Origin of the sequence: Haloimpatiens massiliensis (assembly GCF_900184255.1) — a bacterium.
Taxonomy (GTDB): domain Bacteria; phylum Bacillota; class Clostridia; order Clostridiales; family Clostridiaceae; genus Haloimpatiens; species Haloimpatiens massiliensis.
In genome coordinates this window covers 66,206-90,724 of record NZ_LT854638.1, presented here as the reverse complement: position 1 = coordinate 90,724, position 24,519 = coordinate 66,206, and the positions used below count along the sequence as shown (strand labels likewise).

Sequence of the window (24,519 nt, the reverse complement as noted above, 5' to 3'; positions counted from 1 at the left end):
CCATCAATATATTAAATTCTTTAAATGAGCAAAAACACTTACATTATTTTACATTACTTAAGCACACTTATTGTGTGATAATTTAAGAGTATCAAAAATAGCATTTAAACTAACTCCTTTTTTATATTGAGAATATACCCAAGCAATTACTTCTTGTTGGGATTGTTTACGAGCTATTTTTAAACCTTCTCCAAATTTAGAACAATCTGTGCTTATGCAACAAGTACAATAAAGATAAGTCAATTGAGTTAAAATCCAAAATCTCTTTATGGCTTTTTCACCACGAACTTGATAATTATCAAAACCTAATTCCATCTTATTTTGACGGAAAAATACTTCAATTGTCCAACGTTCACGGTATTGAAAAAGTATTTCTTCTGTTGTGAGATTTATATCTGTTGATATAAAAGATTTTAATGCTTTTTCATTATAGAGAGCTTCTTTAGGATAACTAATAAGAATTACAACATTTTTAAAACCATTGATTTTGCCCTCATATCTATAAACATAGTAAGAGTGCTTATTCACTGTTACGAGGTGAAAGTCTTCCTTGTTTATAGTTTTGGCAAAACCATTAATTTTATGATTCATGCGCGAGCATTTTGGGTATATAATTCTATTAGTTTTTAACGCTCCTATATATTCAAAGCCTTTTGCCTTTGCTGTTTTTATAATTATTTCAGCACTATACCAACTATCCCCTAAGACGAAACCTTGAATAGGTGGTTCGGGTAATGAAGATATTATATTTACAGCAATATTAATCTTAGTAAATTTTTTATTGTCTTTATCGACTTTAGTCTTATCATAAAGCGTTAGCTGATAAGGAATTGTAACATCGCCACATTGTAGTAAAGCACCTACAACTTGGTGTCCATAGACTTTTTTATTTTCTAAATGTGATTGATGAAATTGACACTTTTCTATAGGATTTTTAGCCCGTGACGAAGGCTTTGTCTTCTTACAGATAGTATCATCAATAATCACATAAATAGGCTTTCCTGTATCACGAGATAACTGCCAAATTTTATTAACTGCGAACTTTTGTAATGCTCTCAAAATATAATCTTCATTCCATGGGCTTTTGGATAAAAATTGACCTATGGATGTTCTATAAGTACTCTGATAGCAACTTTCAGCTATATGAATAACTTTGCCATCATACCCACGACCTACGGCTGCAAAGATAAATTCACAAACATGTTTTAATTGAGGCAGTGTTAAATATAATGATAATCCAAGTTTAATTATGAAATTGTTAATCTCTTTATTATATGGTATATTATTTTCTGTAGACATTTATATTCATCCTTTGTTTATGTTTTCTGACAGAAATATAATACACTAGGATATTATGAATGTCTATTTTTATTCCATAATTTGTTATGAAATTTGCTCATTTAAAGTTAAATTATCAAAATGTATACATATTTCCTATGGTCTTATAAAATAAAAAACACCTTACTTTCAAATTTTTATAATCTGACAGTAAAGTGTTAATATTAAATTTAATTATACTAAAATATTAATTATTTACTCTAAGCTAAATACCACAGTCAAAAGCATCTTAAATCTTTCTGTGGCTAACAATGCATGTGGTACTTGAGCAGGCATGACTATAGTTTCTCCCTTTTTAACATTGAACTTTTCTTCTCCTATAGTTATTTCAGCTTCACCATCTAATATGTAAACCATAGCATCTCCACCAGCTGAATGGGAACTTATTTCCTCGCCTTTATCAAAAGCAAATAATGTAACACTTAAAGGTCTTCCCTGTGCTAAAGTTCTACTTATAACTCTTCCTTCTTGATAATCCACAAGTGCTTCCATTTCTAACGGTTTTGCAAAATCTATGTTTTTTATAAAATGTTTGTTCATAATATTTACCTCCCACAAATAAAATTCCGAGTATTTAACTCAACTTTATTTTACTATTTAACACTGATTTAATCCGTAACACCTGTTACCAACTGTTAAATATTTCTGTTGTTCGTAAATATTCTTCCCTGTTCTATCAAAAATATAAATGCTAACTTTAAAGCTAGCATTTACAAAATAAAATATGAGGTTAATATGATTAAACCTCAAAAAGGTACAATGCGGTGGAATTATATACAATTTCTCTTTTTCTTAAAAAAATCCTTAAGTAAATCACTACATTCTTCACTATATATCCAACTTACATCTATCATGGTATGCAAGTGTGGATTTTGAACTATATTTATAACAGAACCGCAAGCCCCTAAAGTAGGATCAAAAGTACCTATATGTATTCTTTTGATTCTACTAGCAGTTATGGCTCCTGCACACATAGGACATGGTTCTAGAGTTACATACATTTCACATCCATTTAATCTCCAAGACTTTAAAATTTCACTAGCCTTCCTTATGGCTAAAATCTCTGCATGGGCAGTGGGGTCATTTAATGTTTCCCTCAAATTATGTGCTCTGGCTATTATATTCTTATCTTTAACTATTATGGCTCCAACAGGAACCTCATCTAGTTCTAATGCTTTCTTTGCTTCCATCAATGCTTCATACATAAAATAATTTTGCATAGAATTTTTCTCCTTAAAGTATGTATTAATTATTATTTATATATATTAGGTACATGAAAAGAAATAACAAGTCAAAGATGCTAGTATATTTTGTATAAGACAAGGAAGCAGGTTCCACCTTTGGTAGGACTATCACCAGGTTCTGCTAACGCAGTATGACGCAAAATAGACTAGCATACTGACTTGTTATTTATTTGAATGTGCCTTAATAGTTTAATATTACACTTTTTATAATTTATAGTCATAAACTTATTAAGTTATTCTGAATCTTATCATATTTTGCTACTAATTTTAATAAAAATATTTATTAATTTACTCTCAAACTCAACAAAAATTTTCTTAATAGTAACGCCATTCTTAGAAAAACTTATATTAAATTAACTAACCCATATAGGTGGCAATTAAATCATCTAACTGCCTACTTACCCTAAGTATTTGTTCATCAAGTCCTATTTTATCTCTTTTACATACTAAATTATTTAATAAACCTCTCACCTCCTCTATTTGTTTTGTTAAATTCTTTCTGCCATCTTCTAACATTGGCTCTCCCCCTAAAACAAATTTAAATCCTTATCATATTTTCTATTCTTTTATCATATCTTTTAACATAATTATAGCATCTTTTCGCCTTTTTGTAAATTATTCTATTTTTTCAAAATATTATCATATATGTAATATTATATCAAAAGTCGACATGTAAGATGTATTTAAGTAAATTTTGTTATAAAAAAGAACCCTCTAAAAGTATTTTTAAATACATTTTTAGAGGATTAATTGCAAAATAAAAGACTATGTAATTGAATATATAATTTACTTCAACTACATAGTCCTTTTTAATTATTTTTTCTTTACTTAGTCCACTGTTCTGTATAAATTAAAAAATACATTATATTTTTTAATTTCCTTATCTTCCCCCGCCTTTTGGTGTTTATCAATAAATTTATTTATATAATTATTGAACTCTAAAAGTTCATCATCACTGCAATATATACTAGCAGCCCTAACGTCTCCCTCACCCTTAGTAGTTACATTGGAGTATTTATCTATTTGATTTAAAAATTCTGCCTTAGCATTATCAAAGACTTCCGCTATTATTTTTTGGCTCTCAGATAACATAAGTTTCTTTATAGGTTCCTCCACCTCTTTAGTACTCTTTATATCAAAACTATCAGCTACCAACTCATAATACTTAGCTATAATTCCATTTATCTCCTCAGTATGAGAAAGTCTTAATATTCCCACCTTCTCTAGTTTTTTTACATGATAATATACCTTAGCTGGAACTTCGCCTAATGTATCTGCTACTTGCTTTACTGTAGCTGGATTTTTTATATCTGAAAAACATTTTAAAATTCTATATCTATATGGATCTGAAATAGCCTTTATTTCTTCCATAGTAGTTAGGGTACGAACCTTTTTATCAGACATTTACTATCACCTCTTACCCTATTATACATTAATTTAATTAATTATATCTATATTGTACAATCATTAAACAGCTTTGTCAGTTTCCAAAATTTTAAAAACCTTTAAGGATATTGATACTAAACATATAAAGATCCCCATAATCAGAAATAACAACGACATAGATACATATTCAGTTACTACTCCCGTTAATGCATTACCTAAAGGAATTGTAGCATAAGTTATCATTACCATAAAAGAGCTTACGCGGCCTATTATCTGTTTTTCAGTATTCATCATAAAGTATGATTGAATAGGAGCTGATACTACCGGCATTACAAATCCAAATACGAAAAAGCATGATATAGTTAATATGGTAACTGACTGCCCAATTCCCACTATATTACCAGGTAAGTACATCAATGCGTAAGTTATACCCATTACGAAAAATCCTATTATTATTAATAAAGTCATTTTAACCTTGGAACCAAACTTCCCTATAATTAATCCACCTAATATGGTTCCTAAGGAAATAGCCACACCAATATAACTTAATGTTTCCGCGCCACCTTTTAGTATGTCTTTTGTAAACACCGGTAGCAATACTGAAATAGGTGACAAACCAAAATTAATTATGGCAAATAAAATTAATACATTTCTTATCAGTTTATTTTCTTTAACATATATAAAGCCAACTTTTAAGTCTTCAACATAATTTTTAATATTCATTTTCTCTGCTTTCACTTCATCCTTAGGCAAATTCATAAAAATCATTAAAAAACCTGCAAAGAAAAATGTTCCTGCATCTATAAAAATTGCTCCTGATATGCCAAATAAGGCAATAATTGCTCCAGCTAAAGCAGTACCTATAAGTTCTGCAAATTTATATGCAGAAGTAGCAAAAGAATTTGCTGAAAGAAATTGGTCCTTCTGTAATATCAATGGCATTATAGACATTACGGCTGGAGACATAAGAGTTTCCAATGTAGAATTTAATGTGGTAAATAAAAATAAATGCCATACATGAAGTTTTCCCATTAAAAATAACAGTGCCGTTACAGATACAATTAACCCTCTTCCTATATAGCTCATTATTACTAATTTTCTTTTGTCCAATCTGTCTGCCAATACACCTGCAAAAGGCCCAAAAACTATGTTGGGTATGGCATTTACTGCAAAGATACTTCCTAGTAAAATCTTTGACCCTGTAAGCATGTAAACCATCCATCCGTAAGCTATACTATCTACAGAATCTCCAAATCTCGAAACAAAATTAGCTATTAATAGAACCGTGTAGTTTTTACATAAAAATAGCTGACTAATAAGTTTTTTGTCTTTTATAGTACTTGTCTCCATGATAAATTCCCCCTACTTATCATTAAAATAATCTTAACGTCAAAAACATTTTAACGTTAAGATTATTTTAACATCGTTTTTTTACTCTGTAAAGACTTACTTGTAAAATATTTCATTTATTATTTCAATTATATTTCCTTATAGTATTACGGACTATAATATCAACATATTAAGCATTCAAAAAAATAAAAAGAGCTAGTAAAAAACTTACTAACTCTTTTAATCCTTGCAAGCATTACTCTTATATTTACAGTAAACTGGTGTGCCCGAGAGGAATCGAACCTCCGGCACGCGGTTTAGGAAACCAATTCTCTATATTTAACATATAATACAACATTAATTTTTTCGATTAGTGTTAGTGAATTAAGTCATTAGGATAGCTTTTATGACTTTTAATACCATACTCTAGCATTAATTCATCTGTTAGGTATTTAACGCCTTTACAATGCAAATCTCCCACTCCCTCACTTATTAATTCATAAGTTTGTGATTTATAGAAATAATCCATACTTTCCTCTAAATCCTTACCTGTTTTCTTGGAGAATTCTAAAATTATATTCTTATATAAAGATTGCAGTAATGTTTTGTTTGCTAACATATTCTACACTTCCTTACTTTCTTCATACTTTAAATACCTATCAATAATTTCTTGATTAATAATACAAATTTGTTGATTAGGTTTATAATATTGTAGTCTCTTCAACGCTTCATCTTTTTCTATTAAATTATCCTGATAAAGTTCTATTGTATTATATACTCGATCATCAGCTATCCCACCTACTACCATGTGGTATTGTAAATAAATATTACTTCCTGCTCTACATCCTAATATAAAATCTAGCCATTCTATATCATAACTTAAAAACTCTCTAACCTTATATATTTCTTTAACTTTATCTATATCTAATTTATATATATTTAAGTATCCATTCTTTCCTCTTCTTTTAAATTTATTTGTCCAATTAATTGCCTGTTCTTTAATTCTCGTTACGTAAAAACCTTTACCAAAATCTAAAGCATCCCTTGAAAAAGATACATGAGGATTGTCTACAATACAGTAAGAACCATGATATACTATCAACTCAATGCTCCCCTTTCCTTCAATACCTCAATTAAATCCTGTACTATATAGTGTTTACTTTGAGAGTGTAATGATTCGTAGCATGGTATGATATAGTCATCTAAGACATTTGTATCTTTAATTAGTTTATATACTTTTTTAGCATTTATTCCCAAGCTTTCTGCCAGGCTTTCAACACAAAAAATAGTAAACTCTAATTTCCTTTCATTCACTCCATACACCTCCGAAAATACTGATTTTTATTCTTTCTATTATATATATTATAACCTTTATTTATCTACTTTAAAATATATTCATATTAATTTTGAAAATAATCCTAGTAAATGTTTTACACTTATCGTTTATACTAAAAGTAATTTTAAAGCCTGTAACACATTAATGTTACAGGCTTTATCGTGGTGTGCCCGAGAGGAGTCGAACCTCCGGCACGCGGTTTAGGAAACCGCTGCTCTATCCTACTGAGCTACGAGCACATATATAATTGTTACGTCATCACTTTATTATTCTATTACACTTTATATTTTTTGTCAATTATTCAATTACACCTAATTTATAGAATAAAATACTTATATTGGAAATATCATAATTTTATTTATACATTCATAGAAACATCTAAATAACCTGAAAAGCTCCTTTCAGTATAAGGTTTTAAGTTTTAATAACCTATCCTAACACAAAAAGGAGCTCCAAATTTTATTTAAATTTATTTTTCTGTCTTTTTATTTTTTATAAATTTTACTGCTTCCCACCATATGCCTGCTAATATTCCTGTTAAGGAAGATAACAAAAACATATTAAAATTTAAACTTCTAGTATTAAATATAGTATGAAATATCGGAACATACACTATAACTAAAACCATCACTAAAGCAAGAGCATTCACGACTAATCTGGCAGTATTTTGTTTTTCCTTAAATATGTGAATCAAATATTCAGTGTTAGATCTATTTACCAAAACCATGATTACATTGGACATAACTAATGTAATTAGCGAGAAACTTCTAGCTGCATCTACATGAACTCCATTATCTACTAAGTAGTGAAATGGAAGAAATGACGCTAAAAACATTATTATCCCTTGAGATAAAACTTTAGATAACATACCTGCTGTAACTAAAGGTTCCTTTGGAGATCTTGGCGGTTTTTGCATTATATCTCGTTCTGCCTCTTCTCCTTCAAATACCAATGAACAAGTAGGATCAATTATAAGCTCTAAAAGTACTATGTGCACAGGCAAAAGCACTTGAGGTAAATTAAAAATAGGTGAAAATAATGCTAATGCAACAATTGGAATGTGAATTATCATTATATAAACCATAGCTTTTCTTATATTATCATAAATTCTTCTTCCATCTTTAACTGACTTAACTATAGTAGTAAAATTGTCATCCATTAATACCATATGTGCAGCTTCCTTAGCTACATCCGTTCCTCTTTTACCCATAGCAACTCCAATGTCCGCACTCTTAAGGGCTGGTGCGTCATTTACGCCATCTCCTGTCATAGCTACAATATCTCCATTTTTCTTTAAAGCCTTTATTATTCTCATTTTATGCTCTGGAACCACACGTGAAAATACATCGCATCCCTTTACAGCTTCACATAGTTCATCATCTGTCATGCAATCCATTGCTTCTCCAGTTATAGCACAATTATTGAATGAAAGCCCTATTTCATTTCCTATAGCCATAGCAGTTTTACTATAATCTCCTGTTATCATTATTACTCTAATGCCAGCTTCTCTACATAAATTTATGGCCTCTTTTACCCCTTCTTTTGGAGGATCTTGAAGTCCTACTAAACCCTTAAACTCTAAAGTGTATTCTTCTAAATCGTCTTTAACTTCTCTACTATGTCCATCTGCAAAAGCTAGTACCCTTAAGCCTTTTTCAGCCATTTTATCTACATGTTTCTCTACTTTTTTTTCTTCTTCCCTACTAAGATTGCACAAAGGTAATATTGTCCCTGGTGAGCCCTTAGCCGCTACATAGAAGTTATCTTCATCTTCTTTATATATATTAGCCATTCTTTTTGTTTTGGGATCAAATGGTATTTTGTTAACTATTTCTATATGACAACCAAAATCCTTACTATCTTTAGATTTTGCCATATTATCAATATAATCTTTTGTATTTTCCCCCAATTCTTTCATACTATTTATACACTTTTTTGCACTATTTACTATAGCTTTTTCCATAGGGTCATATGGATCCTGCTGGCAAGATCTTATCATTAAATTGCTAAGTTCCTTATCATTTAGATCTTCTATATTAATTATATTGTTCTTATAAAGCACTTTTTTAACTTCCATGGAGTTTTTAGTTATGGTTCCAGTTTTATCTACAGCTAAAACTGTAGCAGCTCCCAAGGTCTCCACTGCAGAAATTTTTCTCATGAGAGTATTATTTTTAGCCAATCTAAAGGCTCCTAAGGATAAAAATACAGTTAAAACTACAGGAAATTCTTCAGGGATTATTGCCATAGCTAAAGTTATACCTGAAAGAATGCTTTGTATAATATTGTGATTATATAAATACGTTAGTCCTATAACCAATAAGCATAAGCAAAATCCAGCTATAGCAAGTGACTTTACTAAATACTGTGTTTTCTTTTGAAGTGGAGATAATTCTTCTTTGGCCTCACTGACTGCCTTACTTATCTTTCCGTATTCAGAATTAAATCCTGTATTTACAACCCTAGCAGTACATGTACCAAATATACTTAAAGTACCTGCATAAACTCTATCTTTTCTCCAATATTCACAAGAATTATTTTCTAATTCTTCCTCTTTAACAACTTTAAAAACTGGTTCTGCTTCACCAGTTAAAACAGATTCATCTACAGAAAAATTAGATACTTCTAAAACTTCACAGTCAGCAGGTATCCTTTCTCCTTCTTTTAAATATACTATGTCACCTGGTACAAGTTCAAAGCTCTTTATAGTCTTTTTCTCTTCATCACGAAGTACTATAACTTCTGGAGTTGTTAATTCCTTTAGTGCATTTAAAGTTTTTTCTGTTTTCCATTCCTGTATAAAGGTTATGGAAGCTACAAACACTACAAACACTAACATTATACAAGCTTCTTGAGCATCTCCTAATAATAAATACAATATGGCTGTACCCACTAATAATAAAAACATAGGCTCTTTAAATACCCCAAAGAATTTTTTTATGGCACTAGCTTTTTTTTCTTTTACAAACTCATTTAATCCATACCTTTCTTGAAGATTCTTTACTTCACTAGAATTTAAACCCCCAATAATATTCCTTTCCATCTTTTATACCTCACTTTTAGTTATATAGATCCTATATAATATTGTATGCATGTTTATCATTTTTGTTTCAATTGATAATAACATTATTTTTAATATATCACTGTTGTACTGGCATTTCAAGCTTTAATTCACTTATAATTATTCTCAATTGATAACGAAATTCCATATTAAATGTTATTTGTTACCATTCGCAATGATAATTTATATATCTACATTCATAACAGCTGGATTTTACTATTAAGTTAACTACTACCGACACAAGCAACGGAAGTTTTCACAAATTTTCTATAAAACTAATTTCTTTTGCAATCACATAAAAATAGAGTAAGAGATACTGTATAATTATCAATACCTAGCTTACTCTTATTACTCATATTATAAATTCTGAAAAATATCTTATATATTCATATTAAAAATACCTCTTAAATCATAACTTTCCAAATAATAATTAATAACAAGCATTTATAACATTTTAATAAAATGCTTTATTGATTAATTATATGATCTTATATCCAATTCGTAATTTAAAATTTGGATATGAATTTTATTTTTATATCCTCATTGTCTTCAAAAAATTTAACTAACTTTTTTATACCTAAAAGAGTTTCATCATCTATAGTATGTTCTATTTTTTCCGTTTCATCTAAAACTTCTGAAACCTGTAGTAAATTTAAAAATCTCTCAATAGTATTATGTCTATCTAATAAAAACTTTCCTATGGTTTTGCCCTTATCACTTAAAATAACTATCCCATACTTTTCATATTTAACTAAATCAATTTCCGCAAGCTTTTGAATCATTTTTGTGACAGATGGTGGCTGAACATTTAATGCTTCTGCTAAATCTCCAATTCTCGTATACCCATTTCCAAAGGATAATCTATACACCATCTCTAAGTAGTCCTCAGCCGAAGCTGTTAATGCATTGCCTTCCTTTTGCATATACTGCCTAAAAGTGAAAAATTCCTCTTTAGCCATTTAATCACTTCCCTTTAAAGATATCACTTAATCCTATGACAAAATTCCTAAACATATAACTACATGTAAAAAATATAAAAGTTCAAATATCAAATATTAATGTGGCCTATGGTAACCCTTAACTTATTATCTGAAACCTACCACTTGCCAATTTCAACTAATTGCCTAAAATTTTCAATTTATTATTTATAACTTATCGCTTGTCACTCATTAATAATTATTTATAACTGACCACTTATAAATCCTAACTTTAAACAATCTACTATGAAAATAATCCCTTAATGATATCATTTTATTTATATACTATATTAGTAACACCTTTAAAGGCCATTCCATAATATATATTGTGAAAGTTAGTTTAGGTTAACTTAATTAGACTTGATTAAATTAACCACTATCGGAGCGGTTTCTTAAACTTTATATAAATGGAGGTAATAATCAATGAACGTACTTTGTAATGTTTCAGAAGGATGTGTAGCCGAAGTAAAATCTTTATGTTCTAAAGGACTTATAAGAGAAAGAATGTTAGCCCTTGGTTTAACTAATGGGGCATTGGTAAAAGTCATACGAAAAGGTCCTGCAGACAATCTTACTGTATATGATATAAGAGGGGCTATGATAGCTTTAAGAAAAGAAGAGGCTTCGCTTATATATGTAAAGTAATTTAAGCATTATTTAGATTTATAACAAAATAAAATTTATATGCTAAATTTGTCAAATCAATACTGTGTTTGCTAAATTAATGCTGACTTTACCAAATCAATGCTATTTTTTAAAATTAATACTAAGTTGATTTTCGCAATAAAAAATCTTCTATTTATTATTAATGTAAAAAGGAGTTTTTATATGGGTCTTACTTTTCAATCTACCGGTAAAAATTCTATGAAAGATATGTTTAAAGTTGAAAGAGAGAAAAACAAATATATAATTGCCCTAGCTGGCAACCCAAACACAGGAAAAAGCACTGTTTTTAACTCTTTAACAGGACTCCATCAACATACAGGTAACTGGCCAGGAAAGACCGTGACCAATGCCAGAGGAGAATTTTCATATAAGGAAAAAGAGTTTATACTTGTGGATTTACCTGGCACCTACTCATTATTTGCGTCCTCTGTTGAAGAAACAGTGGCTAGAGATTTTATATGCTTTGGAGAACCTGATGCAGTAGTTGTAGTTGTGGATGCTACCTGCCTTGAAAGAAACTTAAATTTAGTATTTCAGGTGATGGAGCTGACAGATAATGTAGTTTTGTGCATAAATTTAATAGACGAGGCAAAAAAGAAAAACATAAAAATAGATGCTAATGAAATAGAAAATGAACTGGGAATACCTGTAGTTCTAACTGCAGCTAGAAATAATGTAGGTATAGAAGATTTAAAAGAGACTTTATACAATTTACCAGAAAAAAGTATAAACTCTAATAAAAAAAAGATTAGCTACGTGGATTCTATAGAAAATTTAGTGGAAACCTTAGAGCCTATATGCCAAGAAAATGTACCCTTTATCAATTCCAGATGGTTATCACTCAGACTTATAGATGGAGATAAAAGCTTTTTTAACTCCATGAGCCAATATATAGATAAGAATTCTTTAGAAAAGCTTACTATAGAATCTAAAAAAATCATTTCAAATATAGACAAGGAAAAAATTAGAGAATATATAACAGAAGAAAACTATAAATCAGCTGAATATATAAAAAATAAATATGTAAAGCAGGACCATAAGAAATTCTCTAGAGATGCAAAGATCGATGATATCATAACTTCCAAGAAATTTGGAATTCCAATTATGCTATTAGTTTTAGCATTGATTTTTTGGATTACCATTGAAGGCGCCAATGTGCCATCACAACTTCTTGCTAAAGCTCTTTTTGGCTTTGAACATATGCTAACAAAGTGGTTTACTAAAATTAATGCTCCTGTATGGCTCCATGGTGTTCTAGTATTAGGCCTCTACAGGACATTAGCTTGGGTAGTGTCTGTAATGCTTCCCCCTATGGCTATATTTTTCCCTTTATTTACATTACTTGAAGACTTGGGCTATTTACCAAGGGTGGCCTTTAATCTAGATCATCTATTTAAAAAAGCATGCGCTCATGGTAAGCAATGCTTAACTATGTGCATGGGGTTAGGTTGCAACGCTGCTGGAGTTATAGGCTGTAGAATTATAGAGTCTCCACGTGAAAGATTAGTAGCTATAATAACTAATAACTTTGTGCCATGCAATGGAAGATTTCCAACATTAATAGCTATTTCTTCTGTTTTCTTCGCCGCAACCATGAAATCCTCTGGAAAAATAATTCCTGCTATTTTTATAACTCTCATGGTTATAGTTGGTGTTATGGTTACTTTGCTTGTATCCTATATTCTTTCAAAAACCTTATTAAAAGGAGTTCCCTCCAGTTTTACACTTGAACTTCCTCCTTACAGAAAACCTCAAGTAGGAAGAATATTATATACATCCTTAATAGACAGAACTATATTTGTTTTAATGAGAGCTATTTTAATTGCTGCTCCTGCTGGAGCATTTACGTGGATACTAGGAAATATATATATAGGTGACTTAAGTATTATAAACCATTTGGCTTCCTTCTTTGACCCCTTTGCAAAACTTATGGGGCTAGATGGATTTATACTTATGGCCTTTATATTAGGTCTCCCTGCTAATGAAATAGTATTGCCTATACTTCTTATGTGTTATCTTTCTACTGGTTCCATGATAGATTTTGAAAGTATCGAATCTTTAAGACAAATTCTATTAAACAACGGCTGGAACTATCTTACGGCTATAAATGTGATGCTATTTAGTCTTTTACACTGGCCATGTGCTACCACTTTAATGACCATCAAAAAAGAAACTGGCAGCTCAAAGTGGACCTGGGCTTCTGCTTTAATTCCTACGGGAATTGCTATGGTAGTGTGTATGATCACTACGGGAATTTATAAATTATTCACTTAGAATATATTGTGAAGCAAATGTCATAAGAAAAATCTGTCTTTAAGTCCACAATAAATATATTTTATTAGACTGTTCGCAATACGCCAAGAAATTCTAATGTTTTCAAATTTTAATACCCTAAAGCTTTCAAACTCGCTTCTAACGGCGCTCAAACATGAAAGCTTCTTAACGGGTATTGAAATTTGAAAACAAAGAATTTCTAAGGCTAGCTCAATAGTCTAAAAAAATATATTTATTGTTACCTTAAAGACAGATTTTTCGGTTCATACGTACATTACTTATGGGGGAGACAGCCTACTAAAGGATGATTTTCCTCCGCTATGCTACAGAAAATCTTTAATTAAATAAAAAATATATAAATACAATAATTTGATAATAAAAACTATAATTACACTATTAATCGAATAATTATAGCTTTTTCTTTTAAGCCTTTACAAGCTTTTATTGGCGGCAGCCAGTCTAAATATTAAAGCTAAGATTTATACAAGCCAATGCATTATGGTAAAATATATTAAATTTTATCCAATATTTTATTTTAATAATTATGTATTTACTAGTACCTAATTAAAGTGACTAATTGTATCTTCCAATTAGTCAAAATATTATTAATAACCGGCATTTAAGTTCTAAACGAAAGGCTACGCCTAAAAAGATTATGGGAGCCTTTTTATTTGTTTTATAAATTAAAGATTTTCCGTAACGTAGTGGAGGAAAATCATCCTTTAGTAGGCTTCTCTTCTCCAACCATAAACATATTAAACTAAAAATCTGATTTTAATGTAGTAATAAATGTGGAATTGGGGACTATTGAACTAGCCCTAGAACTTCTTATGTCTCACAGTTAAAGGCCCGTTAAGAAGCTTTCATGTTTGAACGAGGAACGAGTGAGTTTGAAAGCTTTAGGGGCTTTAACTGTGGGACATTTAGAAGTTCTTGGCGTATTGTGAACAGTCCCAAATTACACATTTATTACGGAATTAAAATCAGATTTTTCTTCAATGTATTGCTTCACGATATTTTTATATTTCGTGTACATCTATTATTTCCATTATGCTACTAAAGTCTTTAGAAGAGAGTCCCCTATCCAAATACTCTGCTTCCCCAACTTGATTGTCGTAAGGATCTATTCTAAAAAAATTCTTACTTGGCACAAATTCACCTTGAAAATCTGAATTGGCAACCATTCTGAAAGGATCTAAATTTCCGAAATAGAAATTCCACCTTTTTGTGTTTCCTTTCCTATGGGCACTGCCTCCAAAGGACAAATCCGCAAAAATCCATCCATAAGGTTGTATGTAAAATTGAGCCCAATCATGACAGCCAATAAAATGTGGATTTACATAAAGGCCTGATTGCCATCTTGCAGGAATTCCGGATATTCTACATAAAGTTATAAATAAAAGTGCCTGCACTCCACAATCGCCTTTTAAATTATAAGCAGCATATTCTGGTATATTAATAATGCCTGCATAAGGTCTTACATAAGAATATTGAACATTGGTAGTTATATAATCATATATTTTCCTAGCTTTTATTAAAGGATTTACCTCTTCTCCAACTATCTTCTTTGCTAAATCCTTTAAAAAAGGTGTAAAAACTATATGAGGAGATAATTCACCTGTATAAAAATCTGGCTGATTTTTAAAAACTCTAGAAGCATCTAAATTATTGTATTCCATAGAATTTTCATAGGAGTATTCTACAGTAAATTCTTCTTCCCCTTGAACGTTTTTTTCAAAATATACTGTTCTTTGTTGACAATCTTCCGGAGCTATAAAACCACCATTTGGATTAGTGGATATTATATTAATATTTTTTATCTGTTTACAAGGCTTAGGAATAGGCAAATGAACTCTTATTTTTTCACCTTTTCTTACAGCCTCTTTATTGAGCTTTATACCTGTTTTGATATGTATAAAATAACTTTTATGTCCCTTTTCTATTATTTCATTTACAACTTTGTCTAGTAACTGTTGCTTTTTTTCATCATTTTGGTCTTTTTTGTCCTTCTTTAATGTTCTATTAGCAATTTCAGGACAAACGCCTAAAATTGTATTTAAAAATCTTTTGTGAAACATAACCTTGCCATCTATATATACCCAATCAGCAAATCTCTCATCTTTTAAGTTTTCTAGCTCTTCCATAGAAAAATCTTTTATTTTTTCACAGCACATTTTTAGAGCTTCTTCAGAAGAATATATATACTCTTCTTTTATAATATTCATAACGTGCCTTTGGTAATTTAATCTTTGCTTTAACAAATCGGATATATTTCTTTTTTCGTATATATCTATTAACTTATTTGCTCTAGTAAAATCCCCGTACATTACATATTTCTTAACATCCTCTGGCAAATCTACAACTAAAGATTTTAAAATATCCATATTTACCACCCTTTATCCCTATATTTTAATTTAGGTACATGAAAGGAAATAACAAGTCAAAAATGTTAGTATAAGGAAGCTAGTTCCGCTGACTCAGTATGACCCAAAATAGACTAGCATACTCAATTGACTTATTGTGACTTATTATTTATTTGAATGTGCCTTATATCATTAAATCTTCTATATATATAAGCGATTTCCTTTAACAAACTTGAAAATAGTTATAAAAATTTTATATCATAAATAATACAAAAAAGAAGCCATGTATGTGAAAATTTATTTCATACACAGCTTCTATTTTTAGTACTATAATCTATATATCACTATATACGTATTTGTATATTTTTTCGTTTTATATACGTTTTCTTAATGTTTTACTTAGAATAATAATATCATATTTTTTATATATAATTTCTTTGTTTATTTTTTATACCAACAGTTGAAAATTCCTATAAAAATAAATTTATTATAAATGGATTAACTACTGTAATAAGCCATGCTCCTACTGGCGGAACTGTAAATAATGCCAATGGAACTGCCCCATCCTTTTCAGTGAAAACTTGAATTGAAGACATAGTGCTAGCTGGCATACCCAAACTAAATCCTATTAAGCCTACAGAAGCATAAAGTGCTAGTACATCTTTTTTATACATACGAAAAACTACGTAATAAACAAATAAAATTAAAATTATAAATTGACTCAAAAGCACCACTAAACTAAATACTGAAACATTCTTTATTAAAGTTAAATTAAATATGGCAAAATTAGTCACCAATAACATTGAAAGGCAGAAGTTTCCTAAAATATTTACCGGCGGCACCTCTACTTTTGAAATCTTAGTGCCATCTATAAATTGTCTAACAAAAACGCCTGCAAGAAACCCGCCTCCTGCAGGATTTATGTAGTTACCTATTCCTAATTGAGTTGGTAATAAACCCAAAGTTATACATATTAAAAATAAAAACATATATTTTAAAAATTCCATGGGGCTTAAGCTAGGAGCAGGTATTTTTACTGTCTTAGACATATCTACCTTTGACTTCATTTTATAAAATAGAACTACTCCTACAATAGTAGCTATATACAATGTAAGTATTGATATACCCTGTATTTGAGGTAAATATGCTTTGCCTGCTTTTAAATAATTTGGAGCTGTCTTTACTAAAGTGTGATCCCCCATTAAACTAATAGAGCCCACCACTAAACTTTCTGCAAAAGATCTTCCAAATACTTTTCCAATAAGCACTGCTACAATATTTTGAAAAAATGCTATAATGATGGTTATTACAAAGTATAACATTTGAGACTTTATTCCCTTTTTTAATATAGTGGTTAAATCAAACCTCATTCCAATAGAAGCAAAGAACCCTGCCACAAAAACAGGTAAAAAACTGTATGTAAATTTAATAGTATAAGATTTACTTATAAGCATAATAATTAAAGCAAATACTAATCCCCCTATTAAAGGAGCTGGAATATAATACTTACTAAATACAGGCACCCTTTTCTTAATTCCATACCCTATGATTAAAAAAGCTACAAGAAAAGTTAAAGTCTGAATCCAGTTAAATTCCATTTTAATCACCTAGTCCTTCTTTATAGTTTTAGCTATTTCTTCATCTTCTAAAAATTTCTCTGCTACAAAAGCTGCAACTTCTCCAGTTATTTTTACACAGTGACATTTTCTATCTGGTGAAGCAAATTCAAAATTTCTAGTCATAACTCTACAACAAGTACTTCCATATAGTTTTTTTATATGGTCATGTAATGAAGCTGCTACTGGAAACATTCTTTCATTCATTTTATCCCCATGCACTCTACCATAAACCATTCCTAATGCCATTACACCACCACTGACAGCTCCACAAAGACATCCTGATTTTCCAACGCCTACTGGAAAACCTGAAGCTAATTTTGTAACGGTTTCTTCATAAGGCTTGTCTAATAGATCATTAATAGTTTTAACTACTGCCTCTGAGCAGAAAAACTCTCCTCTGTCAAAATATCCTTCTGCTGTTTTTCTTACCTTTTCTAAAAATTCCTTGTTATCCATAAAATACCCCTCCTATGTATATCATTTATGCTTATTTTACTGAAATCTCATCCCTTATACAAATAGAAAATTTAAATATATATTAAATTTTCTATTTTAAATTTCTATACCTCTATACCTATTGTTTTATACCCTTTACCATTTTCAGCTAACCTTATATCTAATTATTGGAGTTAAAATTAGGATTTCATGTGCAAAAATTCATAAAAAAATACCAACAATACAATGCCTCAAAGATTAAACAAAACTAACCTTTGAGGTACATTACATTGAATTGGTACTTATATCTACACTAGTTTTATTTATATAAACAAAAGGGCAAGTATATTACACTGATTTAATGACTTTTATCTATAGTTTAAATTTATTCACAGAATTAACCATATCTTTTGTCATATTATTTAATACATTAGCTGTCGCGGATACCTCTTCTGAAGATGCGTTCATTTCCTCTGCCGCAGCAGCTATCTCCTCTGAGGATGCAGAAACCTCTTCCGCTACAGATGATACTCCTTCTACCTTTTGCAGTATATCATCTTTTTTACTATTTACTTCACCAGTCATATCATTTACACCTTGTATTTTAGGCATAACTTCTTCTATTCCATTCATTATATTTTTAAAGGCGCTTAATGTTTTACTCAATATACCTATTTGAGTTTCTATGTCTTTATCCATAGTAGATGTCATTTCTGAAACTGTATCTGTCTTTTTAAGTATATCATCTATTCTAACATTTATTTCTCCTGCTGAATTTTTGCTTTGTTCAGCAAGTTTTCTTATTTCTTCTGCTACCACTGCAAACCCTTGACCTTTTTCTCCTGCTCTTGCAGCTTCTATAGCAGCATTTAGCGCTAAAAGATTAGTTTGATCAGATATATTATTTATAAGATTTGTTATTTCATTTATGTCCTTTACGCTCTTAGAAAATCCTTCTATATACTCTGCTAACTCTTCAAAAGACTTTTCAAACTTCTCGGTTATAGCAACATATTCTTCCATTGCATCATTACTATCTTTTGCTAAAAAGTTTATTTTCTTTGAAATATTATTTATATCTTTTATAGCTTCAATAGTTTTACTAAGTAAGTGATCAAAGTCACTAAGATTACCTGTTATCTTTATTAAATCCTCCGCTTGGTTGCCTGTTCCCTTAGCCACATCCTGTATAGCTACAGAAACATTAGTTGATGCTGATGACATGCCCTCTGATATATTTGATAAGCTTTCTGATTCATTACTTATGTTTTCTGCTACATTTTTCACACCCAAAATCAATTCCCTCAAAGATGTTTGCATTTTAGAAAGAGCATTAGCTATTTGTCCTATTTCATCTTTAAGATTTAAAAATTCTTCTGGCACATCCATAGTTAAATTACCATTAGAAATTACATCTAAATGATTTACTGCTTTTTTTATAGAATTTACTATTTTGTTTATAACTAAATATATACATAGTAATGTCACTATTCCTGCAATTATCATTATTATTATAGATCTAATAAGAAGGCTCTTTACAGGAGCGTAAAGTTCGCTTTCCGCCATATATATTCCTATTATCCAGTTAGTAGTTGGAATTGATTTATAGTATATTCTATACTTTTCACCATCTTTTTCAAAATATTCTTCACCATTTTTAGAGGATAATATATTCTTACTGACTTTAGCCAAACTGCTATTTTTTTCTTCTTGAATCTTAGTTTTTAGTATTTTGCTCTCATCTACACCTGCAATATATGTTCCACTGCTCTCTATAAGAAGTGCTCTTCCAGTCTTACCTATTTTTATATTTCCAATCATGTTCTGTATAACACTTATATCTATATCCGCAGTAGTTACTCCTAAAGGCTTTTTATCTTTATCTAAAAAAGGAGCTGATGTTGTCACCATTGCAACTTTACTTACCTCATCATAATATGCTGGTGACCAGACTATTTTTTCTGAAGTATTTAACGCGTTTTTATACCATTCTTGATTAAAATAATCATATTGGTCATTATTGTAATCATCAGTATATACTGTTTGTTCACTTTCCTTATATGCATAAGGTCCAAAGCTTTTTATTTTAGCATCAAACTTATAAGGTTCAAACCATATTCCGCTACCATAAGTTTCCTTATTTGAGCCAGCAACCTTTTTTAATATTTCTTCATATTCACCTTTTTTATATATTTTATGTGATGTTTCTACACTTTTTGCCAACATTTCAGGAATTTTAGCATGTTTCAATAGTATTTTTTCAGTACTCTCCACCTTACTATTTAAATTATTTGTCATGCTTTCTTTTATTTGTGCATTTATTATTTTCTTACTACTTATGTAACTAACAGCAGTTATTGTAGCCATAGATACCACAACTAATGGTAAAATAATAGCTAATACTTTTCCTAATATACCCTGTTTATTCATCTTTTCCTCCTAAAATTAGATTATATATTCTATTAATTTTTATTAATCTCTAATAATATCGTAAATTTGACCTTTTTCATTAGCGTAAATTCCAAATTTTATTACTTTTTATCTAGTTTATTTAAATTTATATAAAAAAAGCTATCTCAAATATTACTACTTTGAGATAGCCTACTATCATGGATTATATTATTTTTTATTGATTATTTACTATTTGTTGTACATTATTTATCACAATTATTAATTATAGGTAAATTCACCATTATCCTTAATATGGAAAAAATCCGAAAAATTTAGTTCAAATATATCCTTTTTTATGCTACTAATATTTATCTTATTTTTTATTAGCTCTGTAAATACTCCACAATATGAAATATCACCTTGAAATATTGCACCATATATTATCCCGTCTTTGTGTATGATTTTTTTGTATAAATGATTTTTATCAACTACCTCTACCATATAACTACTATCTTCTGGTTCTACCATTCCTAAAGATACTGTAGGCACACTGAAAAAGCTCATAGAATTCTTTAATCCAAAATTATCTTCTAAATATTTTTCTTCACCTGCCATATTATAAGCTGCAACCTTTCCCTGTTTAACAGCTATTGGCCAAATAGGTGCTGTAAAAGTAACATCTCCAGCTGAATATATATCTTTTACTGATGTTTCACATCTGTTATTTATAACTATACCTCTTTCTATCTTTATTTCCTCACTATTTATAAAGTCTACATTAGGTCTTACTCCTGCTGCTACAACTATTATGTCACATTCTATTTCCTCTCCATTAGTAAGTTTAGCTCCCTTTATACTACCCTCTCTATTTAGTATTGCTTCTCCAACCCCTATACCTGTTGAAATTCTAACATTATGGCTCCTTAATAAATCTTCATAAGTTTTAGCTGCTCTTTTATCTAACTGCAAAGGAAGAATCCTCTCGCCCATTTCCACTAGTTCTACCTCTACACCATTTTCTATTAAACCCATGGTGGCATCTATTCCCACAAGTCCTGCCCCTATTACTAAGGCTTTTCTTATATTTTTTGACTGCTCCTTTATAGCTTTTGCATCTTCTATATCTCTTAAGGTATAAACGCCTTTTCCTTCCTTTAAGTTTTTAATAGGAGGAATAGCTGCATAAGAGCCTGAAGCTATCAAAAGTTTGTCATAAAACTCTTTATACCATCCTTGTAATTCTACACACTTGTTCTTTATATCTATATTTTTAGCATTAATTCCTTTCATCCATCTTATGTTATATCTTTCCATAAAATCTTTATCTACAAAAGATAACTCTTCTAAACTTCGCTCTCCACCTATATAATGATGAAGTAAACATCTGGAATAAATATTTTGATCTTTAGATAGTATAACTATTTGACTATATTTATCCAGTTCCCTCAAAGTTTTAGCTGCAGAAAGTGCAGCTGCACTAGCTCCTATTATTACATACTTCATACTACTGAACCTCCTCTATATAAATAGCTCCAGTAGGACAATTTTCAACACATCTAGGTGTTTCCCTTTCACTACATAAATCACATTTTATTATAAGTTTTTTATCATTATTACTTGGCTTTAGAACTCCATAAGGACAACTCATAACACACATAAAGCAAGATGCACATTTATCCTCATTGTAAGAAACTATTCCTGTTTCAGGGTCTTTTGTCATTGCTCCAGTAGTACATGTATTTACACACTCTGGGTTATCACAATGTCTACAAAATATTGGAGCTTTTTTACCATACATATCTATTTCTATATGATTTCTGCTTTCACTTTCTGTATTTTCAAGATCTAATTTTACTATGGATTTATCTTCTAAATTATGTTCTGCCATACAAGCAAGAACACAATTTAGACACCCTTCACACAAATCCTTATTTATCATTATCCTTCTCATAAATACTTCCCCCTGACCTATATAAATACAGTAATTTATTTAAGCCCTAATTTTTTTCTTCTATCAATAACTATAGCTTCTAATTTATCTGCAGCTGCTTTAACATCATCCTCTATGATTAATTGTCCTCCTGTTAATTCTTTAAGATCTTCTGTTAATACCTTAGTTACTACCTTACTTCCTCCTATAAATGGTGATATAGCAAGATGTAGTGGCAAGCCAAGTGCTAAACCAAAAGCTCCATCTGCTAAAGCTTGTTCTTCTAACCACTGTGGTGCTGATAATACTAATGGAAGCTGTGGAATGTCTATTCTTAATTCCTTAGCAAGCTCTGTAGCTACAATTTCAAGTCTTCCTATAGCAAGACATGGCCCAAAATTCAAAACTGGTGGAATTCCTAAACTTTCACATACTTCTCTCAAATTATCTCCAGCAAGTTTTGAAGCTGATGGTGACATAAGTCCTACATTTTCAAGTCCTCCGCTAGAACATCCTGCTGAAAGCACTATAATATCTCTCTTTATAAGTTCCTTAGTTAGCTCTACTGTAAACACATCATGCCCCATGGCTGTTAAGTTAGAACATCCAACTACTCCAGCTACCCCCTTGATTTTGCCAGAGGCTATTAAGTCTAGTAGTGGCTTCCATGTTCCACCTAAGAAATTTTTAAGAGAAATCTCACTTACCCCTGTTATAACATCATCGCATCCATGATTCATTGGTATATTTATTTTAACTTTTCCACATCTTTCTTTATAACTTTTCATAGATTCTTCTATGATATATTCGCTGATTTTCTCTCTTTCTTCAAAGGAATACTCTACATATTCTGCATTAGCTTTCTTAGCTACATCATCCAAACAAATATTTTTAACCTTTAGCTCTTCACATATAGGCTCAATACCTGGAAGTGTACAATTAAACTCTGACACTACAACATCTATGGCACCAGTAGCTATTAATGCTTCACTAGTAAAATTATTTCCTGCATGACCTGAGAATACTTCTTTGTAATGTTCTCCTCTTAACTGTAAATCCTGTCCTACACAAGTACATCCTACTAATCTAAAGCCCTTAGCTCCTACTTTTTTAGCCATCTCCACCACATCTTCTTCTATTAATCTATCTTGAAGATGAGATATTATTGAGTGTTGATGACCTGTTATCATTATATTTATATAATCCTTATCTATCACCTTAAATCCAACCTTGGCCGGTCTTATAACTGGCTCTCCAAGCATAACATCATTTAAAAGATTAGTAAGTGTAAGCCCATAAAGTCCAGTAGATATGCCTAAGTTTAAACAATGTAAAAGCATTTCTACTGGGTCGCTGTTTAAGTTTGTAGAAGTCTTTACTACTGCATCGAATACCTCTGATTTTGCTCCTCCAGGAAGTATGTTAAGCTTCTTCCAGTTTTGAAACCTTGGTTTATAAGCCATCTTTTCTACTATCTCCATTTTTTCATATCTTGGCTTGTATAAATCTCTTAAAACTGCTTCTCCAACCAAAATAGCTTTTTTATGCATGTCATTTTCATTTATCTGGAACATTTCAGCTAATCTATTTAAGGCTGCTTCTCCTTTTATTTTTCCTTTAGATTCACCTAAAGCTTTTAAATTTCTTGCAGTGTTTTCTACTATATGAAGATAACATCCAGCTCCAGCTGCCACTGCTCTTAAAAAGTTTCTAGCTACTATAGTGTCTGCATTGGCTCCACACACTCCTCTTGGTGCTTTCGGTGTAACCCTACAAGGTCCATTAGCACATAATCTACAGCAAACTCCTTGTTGTCCAAATCCACACTTAATTTTTTGAGTTTCTACCCTGTGGTGTGAAGTCTCCAAATCCATTTTTGATATAAATCCTTCCAATACCTTATCTGCTGATGCACAAGTTTTACAATTTCCACATGATGACATAACATACCCTCCTTATAATTTAAACCTTTTTGGTATAATATTGTTTTAATTAAAAGTTTTATTAGTCATACAATAATTTATATTTACCTTCTCATTAGATTCGTTTTTAATTTTATTAATCTTATTAAGTAATTTTAATGTATACTTATTTAGTACAGTTTTAATATACTACTTTACAATAAAAATGTCAACAATAATAATTATAAAATAATAATTATTATTGTTGA

Annotated in this window: 20 protein-coding genes and 1 tRNA gene; 2 read left to right on the top strand and 19 right to left on the bottom strand. The window is 30.2% G+C overall.

The features are described from left to right. Positions 1-57: 57 nt before the first annotated feature. The 12 genes from C1715_RS05250 to C1715_RS05195 all read right to left on the bottom strand — a co-directional run bounded on the left by C1715_RS05250 (position 58) and on the right by C1715_RS05195 (position 10,653). On the bottom strand, positions 58-1,299 hold the full coding sequence (locus C1715_RS05250) for an IS701 family transposase (protein ID WP_102399572.1): 1,242 nt from the start codon (positions 1,297-1,299) through the stop codon (positions 58-60). Between the two features lie 234 nt (positions 1,300-1,533). Then, on the bottom strand, positions 1,534-1,878 hold the full coding sequence (locus C1715_RS05245; protein WP_035293337.1) for a cupin domain-containing protein: 345 nt from the start codon (positions 1,876-1,878) through the stop codon (positions 1,534-1,536). A gap of 230 nt (positions 1,879-2,108) precedes the next feature. Continuing rightward, positions 2,109-2,558, bottom strand: coding sequence for a nucleoside deaminase (locus tag C1715_RS05240; protein WP_035293336.1), 450 nt, complete (start codon positions 2,556-2,558; stop codon positions 2,109-2,111). Between the two features lie 381 nt (positions 2,559-2,939). Next, the gene (locus C1715_RS05235; RefSeq protein WP_081897064.1) at positions 2,940-3,098 is read right to left on the bottom strand and encodes a Spo0E family sporulation regulatory protein-aspartic acid phosphatase; all 159 of its coding nucleotides are present in this window, start codon (positions 3,096-3,098) and stop codon (positions 2,940-2,942) included. Positions 3,099-3,410: 312 nt separating this feature from the next. Then, entirely contained in the window at positions 3,411-3,986 is a 576-nt protein-coding gene (locus C1715_RS05230) for an ArsR/SmtB family transcription factor (RefSeq protein WP_102399571.1), read from the bottom strand. A gap of 63 nt (positions 3,987-4,049) precedes the next feature. Further along, positions 4,050-5,318 (bottom strand): MFS transporter, encoded by a 1,269-nt coding sequence (locus tag C1715_RS05225; RefSeq protein WP_102399570.1) that lies wholly within the window; start codon positions 5,316-5,318, stop codon positions 4,050-4,052. Positions 5,319-5,673: 355 nt separating this feature from the next. Beyond that, positions 5,674-5,916: a hypothetical protein gene (locus C1715_RS05220; protein ID WP_035293332.1), complete on the bottom strand. Its 243-nt coding sequence runs from the start codon at positions 5,914-5,916 to the stop codon at positions 5,674-5,676. A 3-nt stretch (positions 5,917-5,919) separates the two neighbouring features. Next, entirely contained in the window at positions 5,920-6,399 is a 480-nt protein-coding gene (locus tag C1715_RS05215; protein ID WP_102399569.1) for a DUF3990 domain-containing protein, read from the bottom strand. Beyond that, the gene (locus tag C1715_RS05210) at positions 6,396-6,611 is read right to left on the bottom strand and encodes a DUF3791 domain-containing protein (RefSeq protein WP_102399568.1); all 216 of its coding nucleotides are present in this window, start codon (positions 6,609-6,611) and stop codon (positions 6,396-6,398) included. Before C1715_RS05210 ends, C1715_RS05215 begins: the two co-directional genes overlap by 4 nt. 184 nt (positions 6,612-6,795) lie before the next feature. Further along, positions 6,796-6,872: transfer RNA gene (locus tag C1715_RS05205), tRNA-Arg, on the bottom strand. 230 nt (positions 6,873-7,102) lie between these two features. After that, positions 7,103-9,676 (bottom strand): cation-translocating P-type ATPase, encoded by a 2,574-nt coding sequence (locus C1715_RS05200; RefSeq protein ID WP_102399567.1) that lies wholly within the window; start codon positions 9,674-9,676, stop codon positions 7,103-7,105. Between the two features lie 524 nt (positions 9,677-10,200). Then, a complete protein-coding gene (locus C1715_RS05195) occupies positions 10,201-10,653 on the bottom strand; it encodes a metal-dependent transcriptional regulator (RefSeq protein WP_102399566.1) in 453 nt (150 codons plus the stop codon). 441 nt (positions 10,654-11,094) lie between these two features. On the opposite strand from C1715_RS05195, the gene C1715_RS05190 reads away from it, so the two are divergent. Beyond that, the gene (locus C1715_RS05190; protein ID WP_102399565.1) at positions 11,095-11,316 is read left to right on the top strand and encodes a FeoA family protein; all 222 of its coding nucleotides are present in this window, start codon (positions 11,095-11,097) and stop codon (positions 11,314-11,316) included. Positions 11,317-11,499: 183 nt separating this feature from the next. Then, positions 11,500-13,611, top strand: a complete 2,112-nt coding sequence (feoB, locus tag C1715_RS05185) for a ferrous iron transport protein B (RefSeq protein WP_102399564.1) — start codon at positions 11,500-11,502, stop codon at positions 13,609-13,611. A gap of 1,019 nt (positions 13,612-14,630) precedes the next feature. Here feoB and C1715_RS05180 read toward each other — a convergent pair. From C1715_RS05180 to cooS, 7 genes are all read right to left on the bottom strand, one after another. Next, positions 14,631-15,995: a transglutaminase-like domain-containing protein gene (locus C1715_RS05180; RefSeq protein ID WP_102399563.1), complete on the bottom strand. Its 1,365-nt coding sequence runs from the start codon at positions 15,993-15,995 to the stop codon at positions 14,631-14,633. A gap of 449 nt (positions 15,996-16,444) precedes the next feature. Next, entirely contained in the window at positions 16,445-17,572 is a 1,128-nt protein-coding gene (locus C1715_RS05175; RefSeq protein WP_242971897.1) for a sodium/glutamate symporter, read from the bottom strand. A 9-nt stretch (positions 17,573-17,581) separates the two neighbouring features. Next, positions 17,582-18,049 (bottom strand): C-GCAxxG-C-C family protein, encoded by a 468-nt coding sequence (locus tag C1715_RS05170; RefSeq protein WP_102399561.1) that lies wholly within the window; start codon positions 18,047-18,049, stop codon positions 17,582-17,584. 351 nt (positions 18,050-18,400) lie between these two features. Continuing rightward, positions 18,401-20,458, bottom strand: a complete 2,058-nt coding sequence (locus tag C1715_RS05165; RefSeq protein WP_102399560.1) for a methyl-accepting chemotaxis protein — start codon at positions 20,456-20,458, stop codon at positions 18,401-18,403. Positions 20,459-20,698: 240 nt separating this feature from the next. Beyond that, positions 20,699-21,922 carry an NAD(P)/FAD-dependent oxidoreductase gene (locus tag C1715_RS05160; RefSeq protein ID WP_102399559.1) on the bottom strand — a complete coding sequence of 408 codons (1,224 nt, stop codon included), beginning with the start codon at positions 21,920-21,922 and terminating at the stop codon, positions 20,699-20,701. 1 nt (position 21,923) lies between these two features. Next, a complete protein-coding gene (locus tag C1715_RS05155) occupies positions 21,924-22,370 on the bottom strand; it encodes a 4Fe-4S dicluster domain-containing protein (RefSeq protein ID WP_102399558.1) in 447 nt (148 codons plus the stop codon). Between the two features lie 35 nt (positions 22,371-22,405). Beyond that, the gene (gene cooS / locus C1715_RS05150) at positions 22,406-24,292 is read right to left on the bottom strand and encodes an anaerobic carbon-monoxide dehydrogenase catalytic subunit (protein ID WP_102399557.1); all 1,887 of its coding nucleotides are present in this window, start codon (positions 24,290-24,292) and stop codon (positions 22,406-22,408) included. Positions 24,293-24,519 lie beyond the last annotated feature (227 nt).

Bases quoted from the DNA above. Each gene is read 5' to 3' on its own strand.
- cooS (WP_102399557.1), bottom strand. From the start codon at position 24,292: ATGTCATCATGTGGAAATTGTAAAACTTGTGCATCAGCAGATAAGGTA.
- C1715_RS05155 (WP_102399558.1), bottom strand. From the start codon at position 22,370: ATGAGAAGGATAATGATAAATAAGGATTTGTGTGAAGGGTGTCTAAAT.
- C1715_RS05190 (WP_102399565.1), top strand. From the start codon at position 11,095: ATGAACGTACTTTGTAATGTTTCAGAAGGATGTGTAGCCGAAGTAAAA.
- C1715_RS05175 (WP_242971897.1), bottom strand. From the start codon at position 17,572: ATGGAATTTAACTGGATTCAGACTTTAACTTTTCTTGTAGCTTTTTTA.
- C1715_RS05230 (WP_102399571.1), bottom strand. From the start codon at position 3,986: ATGTCTGATAAAAAGGTTCGTACCCTAACTACTATGGAAGAAATAAAG.
- C1715_RS05170 (WP_102399561.1), bottom strand. From the start codon at position 18,049: ATGGATAACAAGGAATTTTTAGAAAAGGTAAGAAAAACAGCAGAAGGA.
- C1715_RS05165 (WP_102399560.1), bottom strand. From the start codon at position 20,458: ATGAATAAACAGGGTATATTAGGAAAAGTATTAGCTATTATTTTACCA.
- feoB (WP_102399564.1), top strand. From the start codon at position 11,500: ATGGGTCTTACTTTTCAATCTACCGGTAAAAATTCTATGAAAGATATG.
- C1715_RS05195 (WP_102399566.1), bottom strand. From the start codon at position 10,653: ATGGCTAAAGAGGAATTTTTCACTTTTAGGCAGTATATGCAAAAGGAA.
- C1715_RS05180 (WP_102399563.1), bottom strand. From the start codon at position 15,995: ATGGATATTTTAAAATCTTTAGTTGTAGATTTGCCAGAGGATGTTAAG.
- C1715_RS05235 (WP_081897064.1), bottom strand. From the start codon at position 3,098: ATGTTAGAAGATGGCAGAAAGAATTTAACAAAACAAATAGAGGAGGTG.
- C1715_RS05240 (WP_035293336.1), bottom strand. From the start codon at position 2,558: ATGCAAAATTATTTTATGTATGAAGCATTGATGGAAGCAAAGAAAGCA.
- C1715_RS05160 (WP_102399559.1), bottom strand. From the start codon at position 21,922: ATGAAGTATGTAATAATAGGAGCTAGTGCAGCTGCACTTTCTGCAGCT.
- C1715_RS05245 (WP_035293337.1), bottom strand. From the start codon at position 1,878: ATGAACAAACATTTTATAAAAAACATAGATTTTGCAAAACCGTTAGAA.
- C1715_RS05225 (WP_102399570.1), bottom strand. From the start codon at position 5,318: ATGGAGACAAGTACTATAAAAGACAAAAAACTTATTAGTCAGCTATTT.
- C1715_RS05200 (WP_102399567.1), bottom strand. From the start codon at position 9,676: ATGGAAAGGAATATTATTGGGGGTTTAAATTCTAGTGAAGTAAAGAAT.
- C1715_RS05250 (WP_102399572.1), bottom strand. From the start codon at position 1,299: ATGTCTACAGAAAATAATATACCATATAATAAAGAGATTAACAATTTC.
- C1715_RS05220 (WP_035293332.1), bottom strand. From the start codon at position 5,916: ATGTTAGCAAACAAAACATTACTGCAATCTTTATATAAGAATATAATT.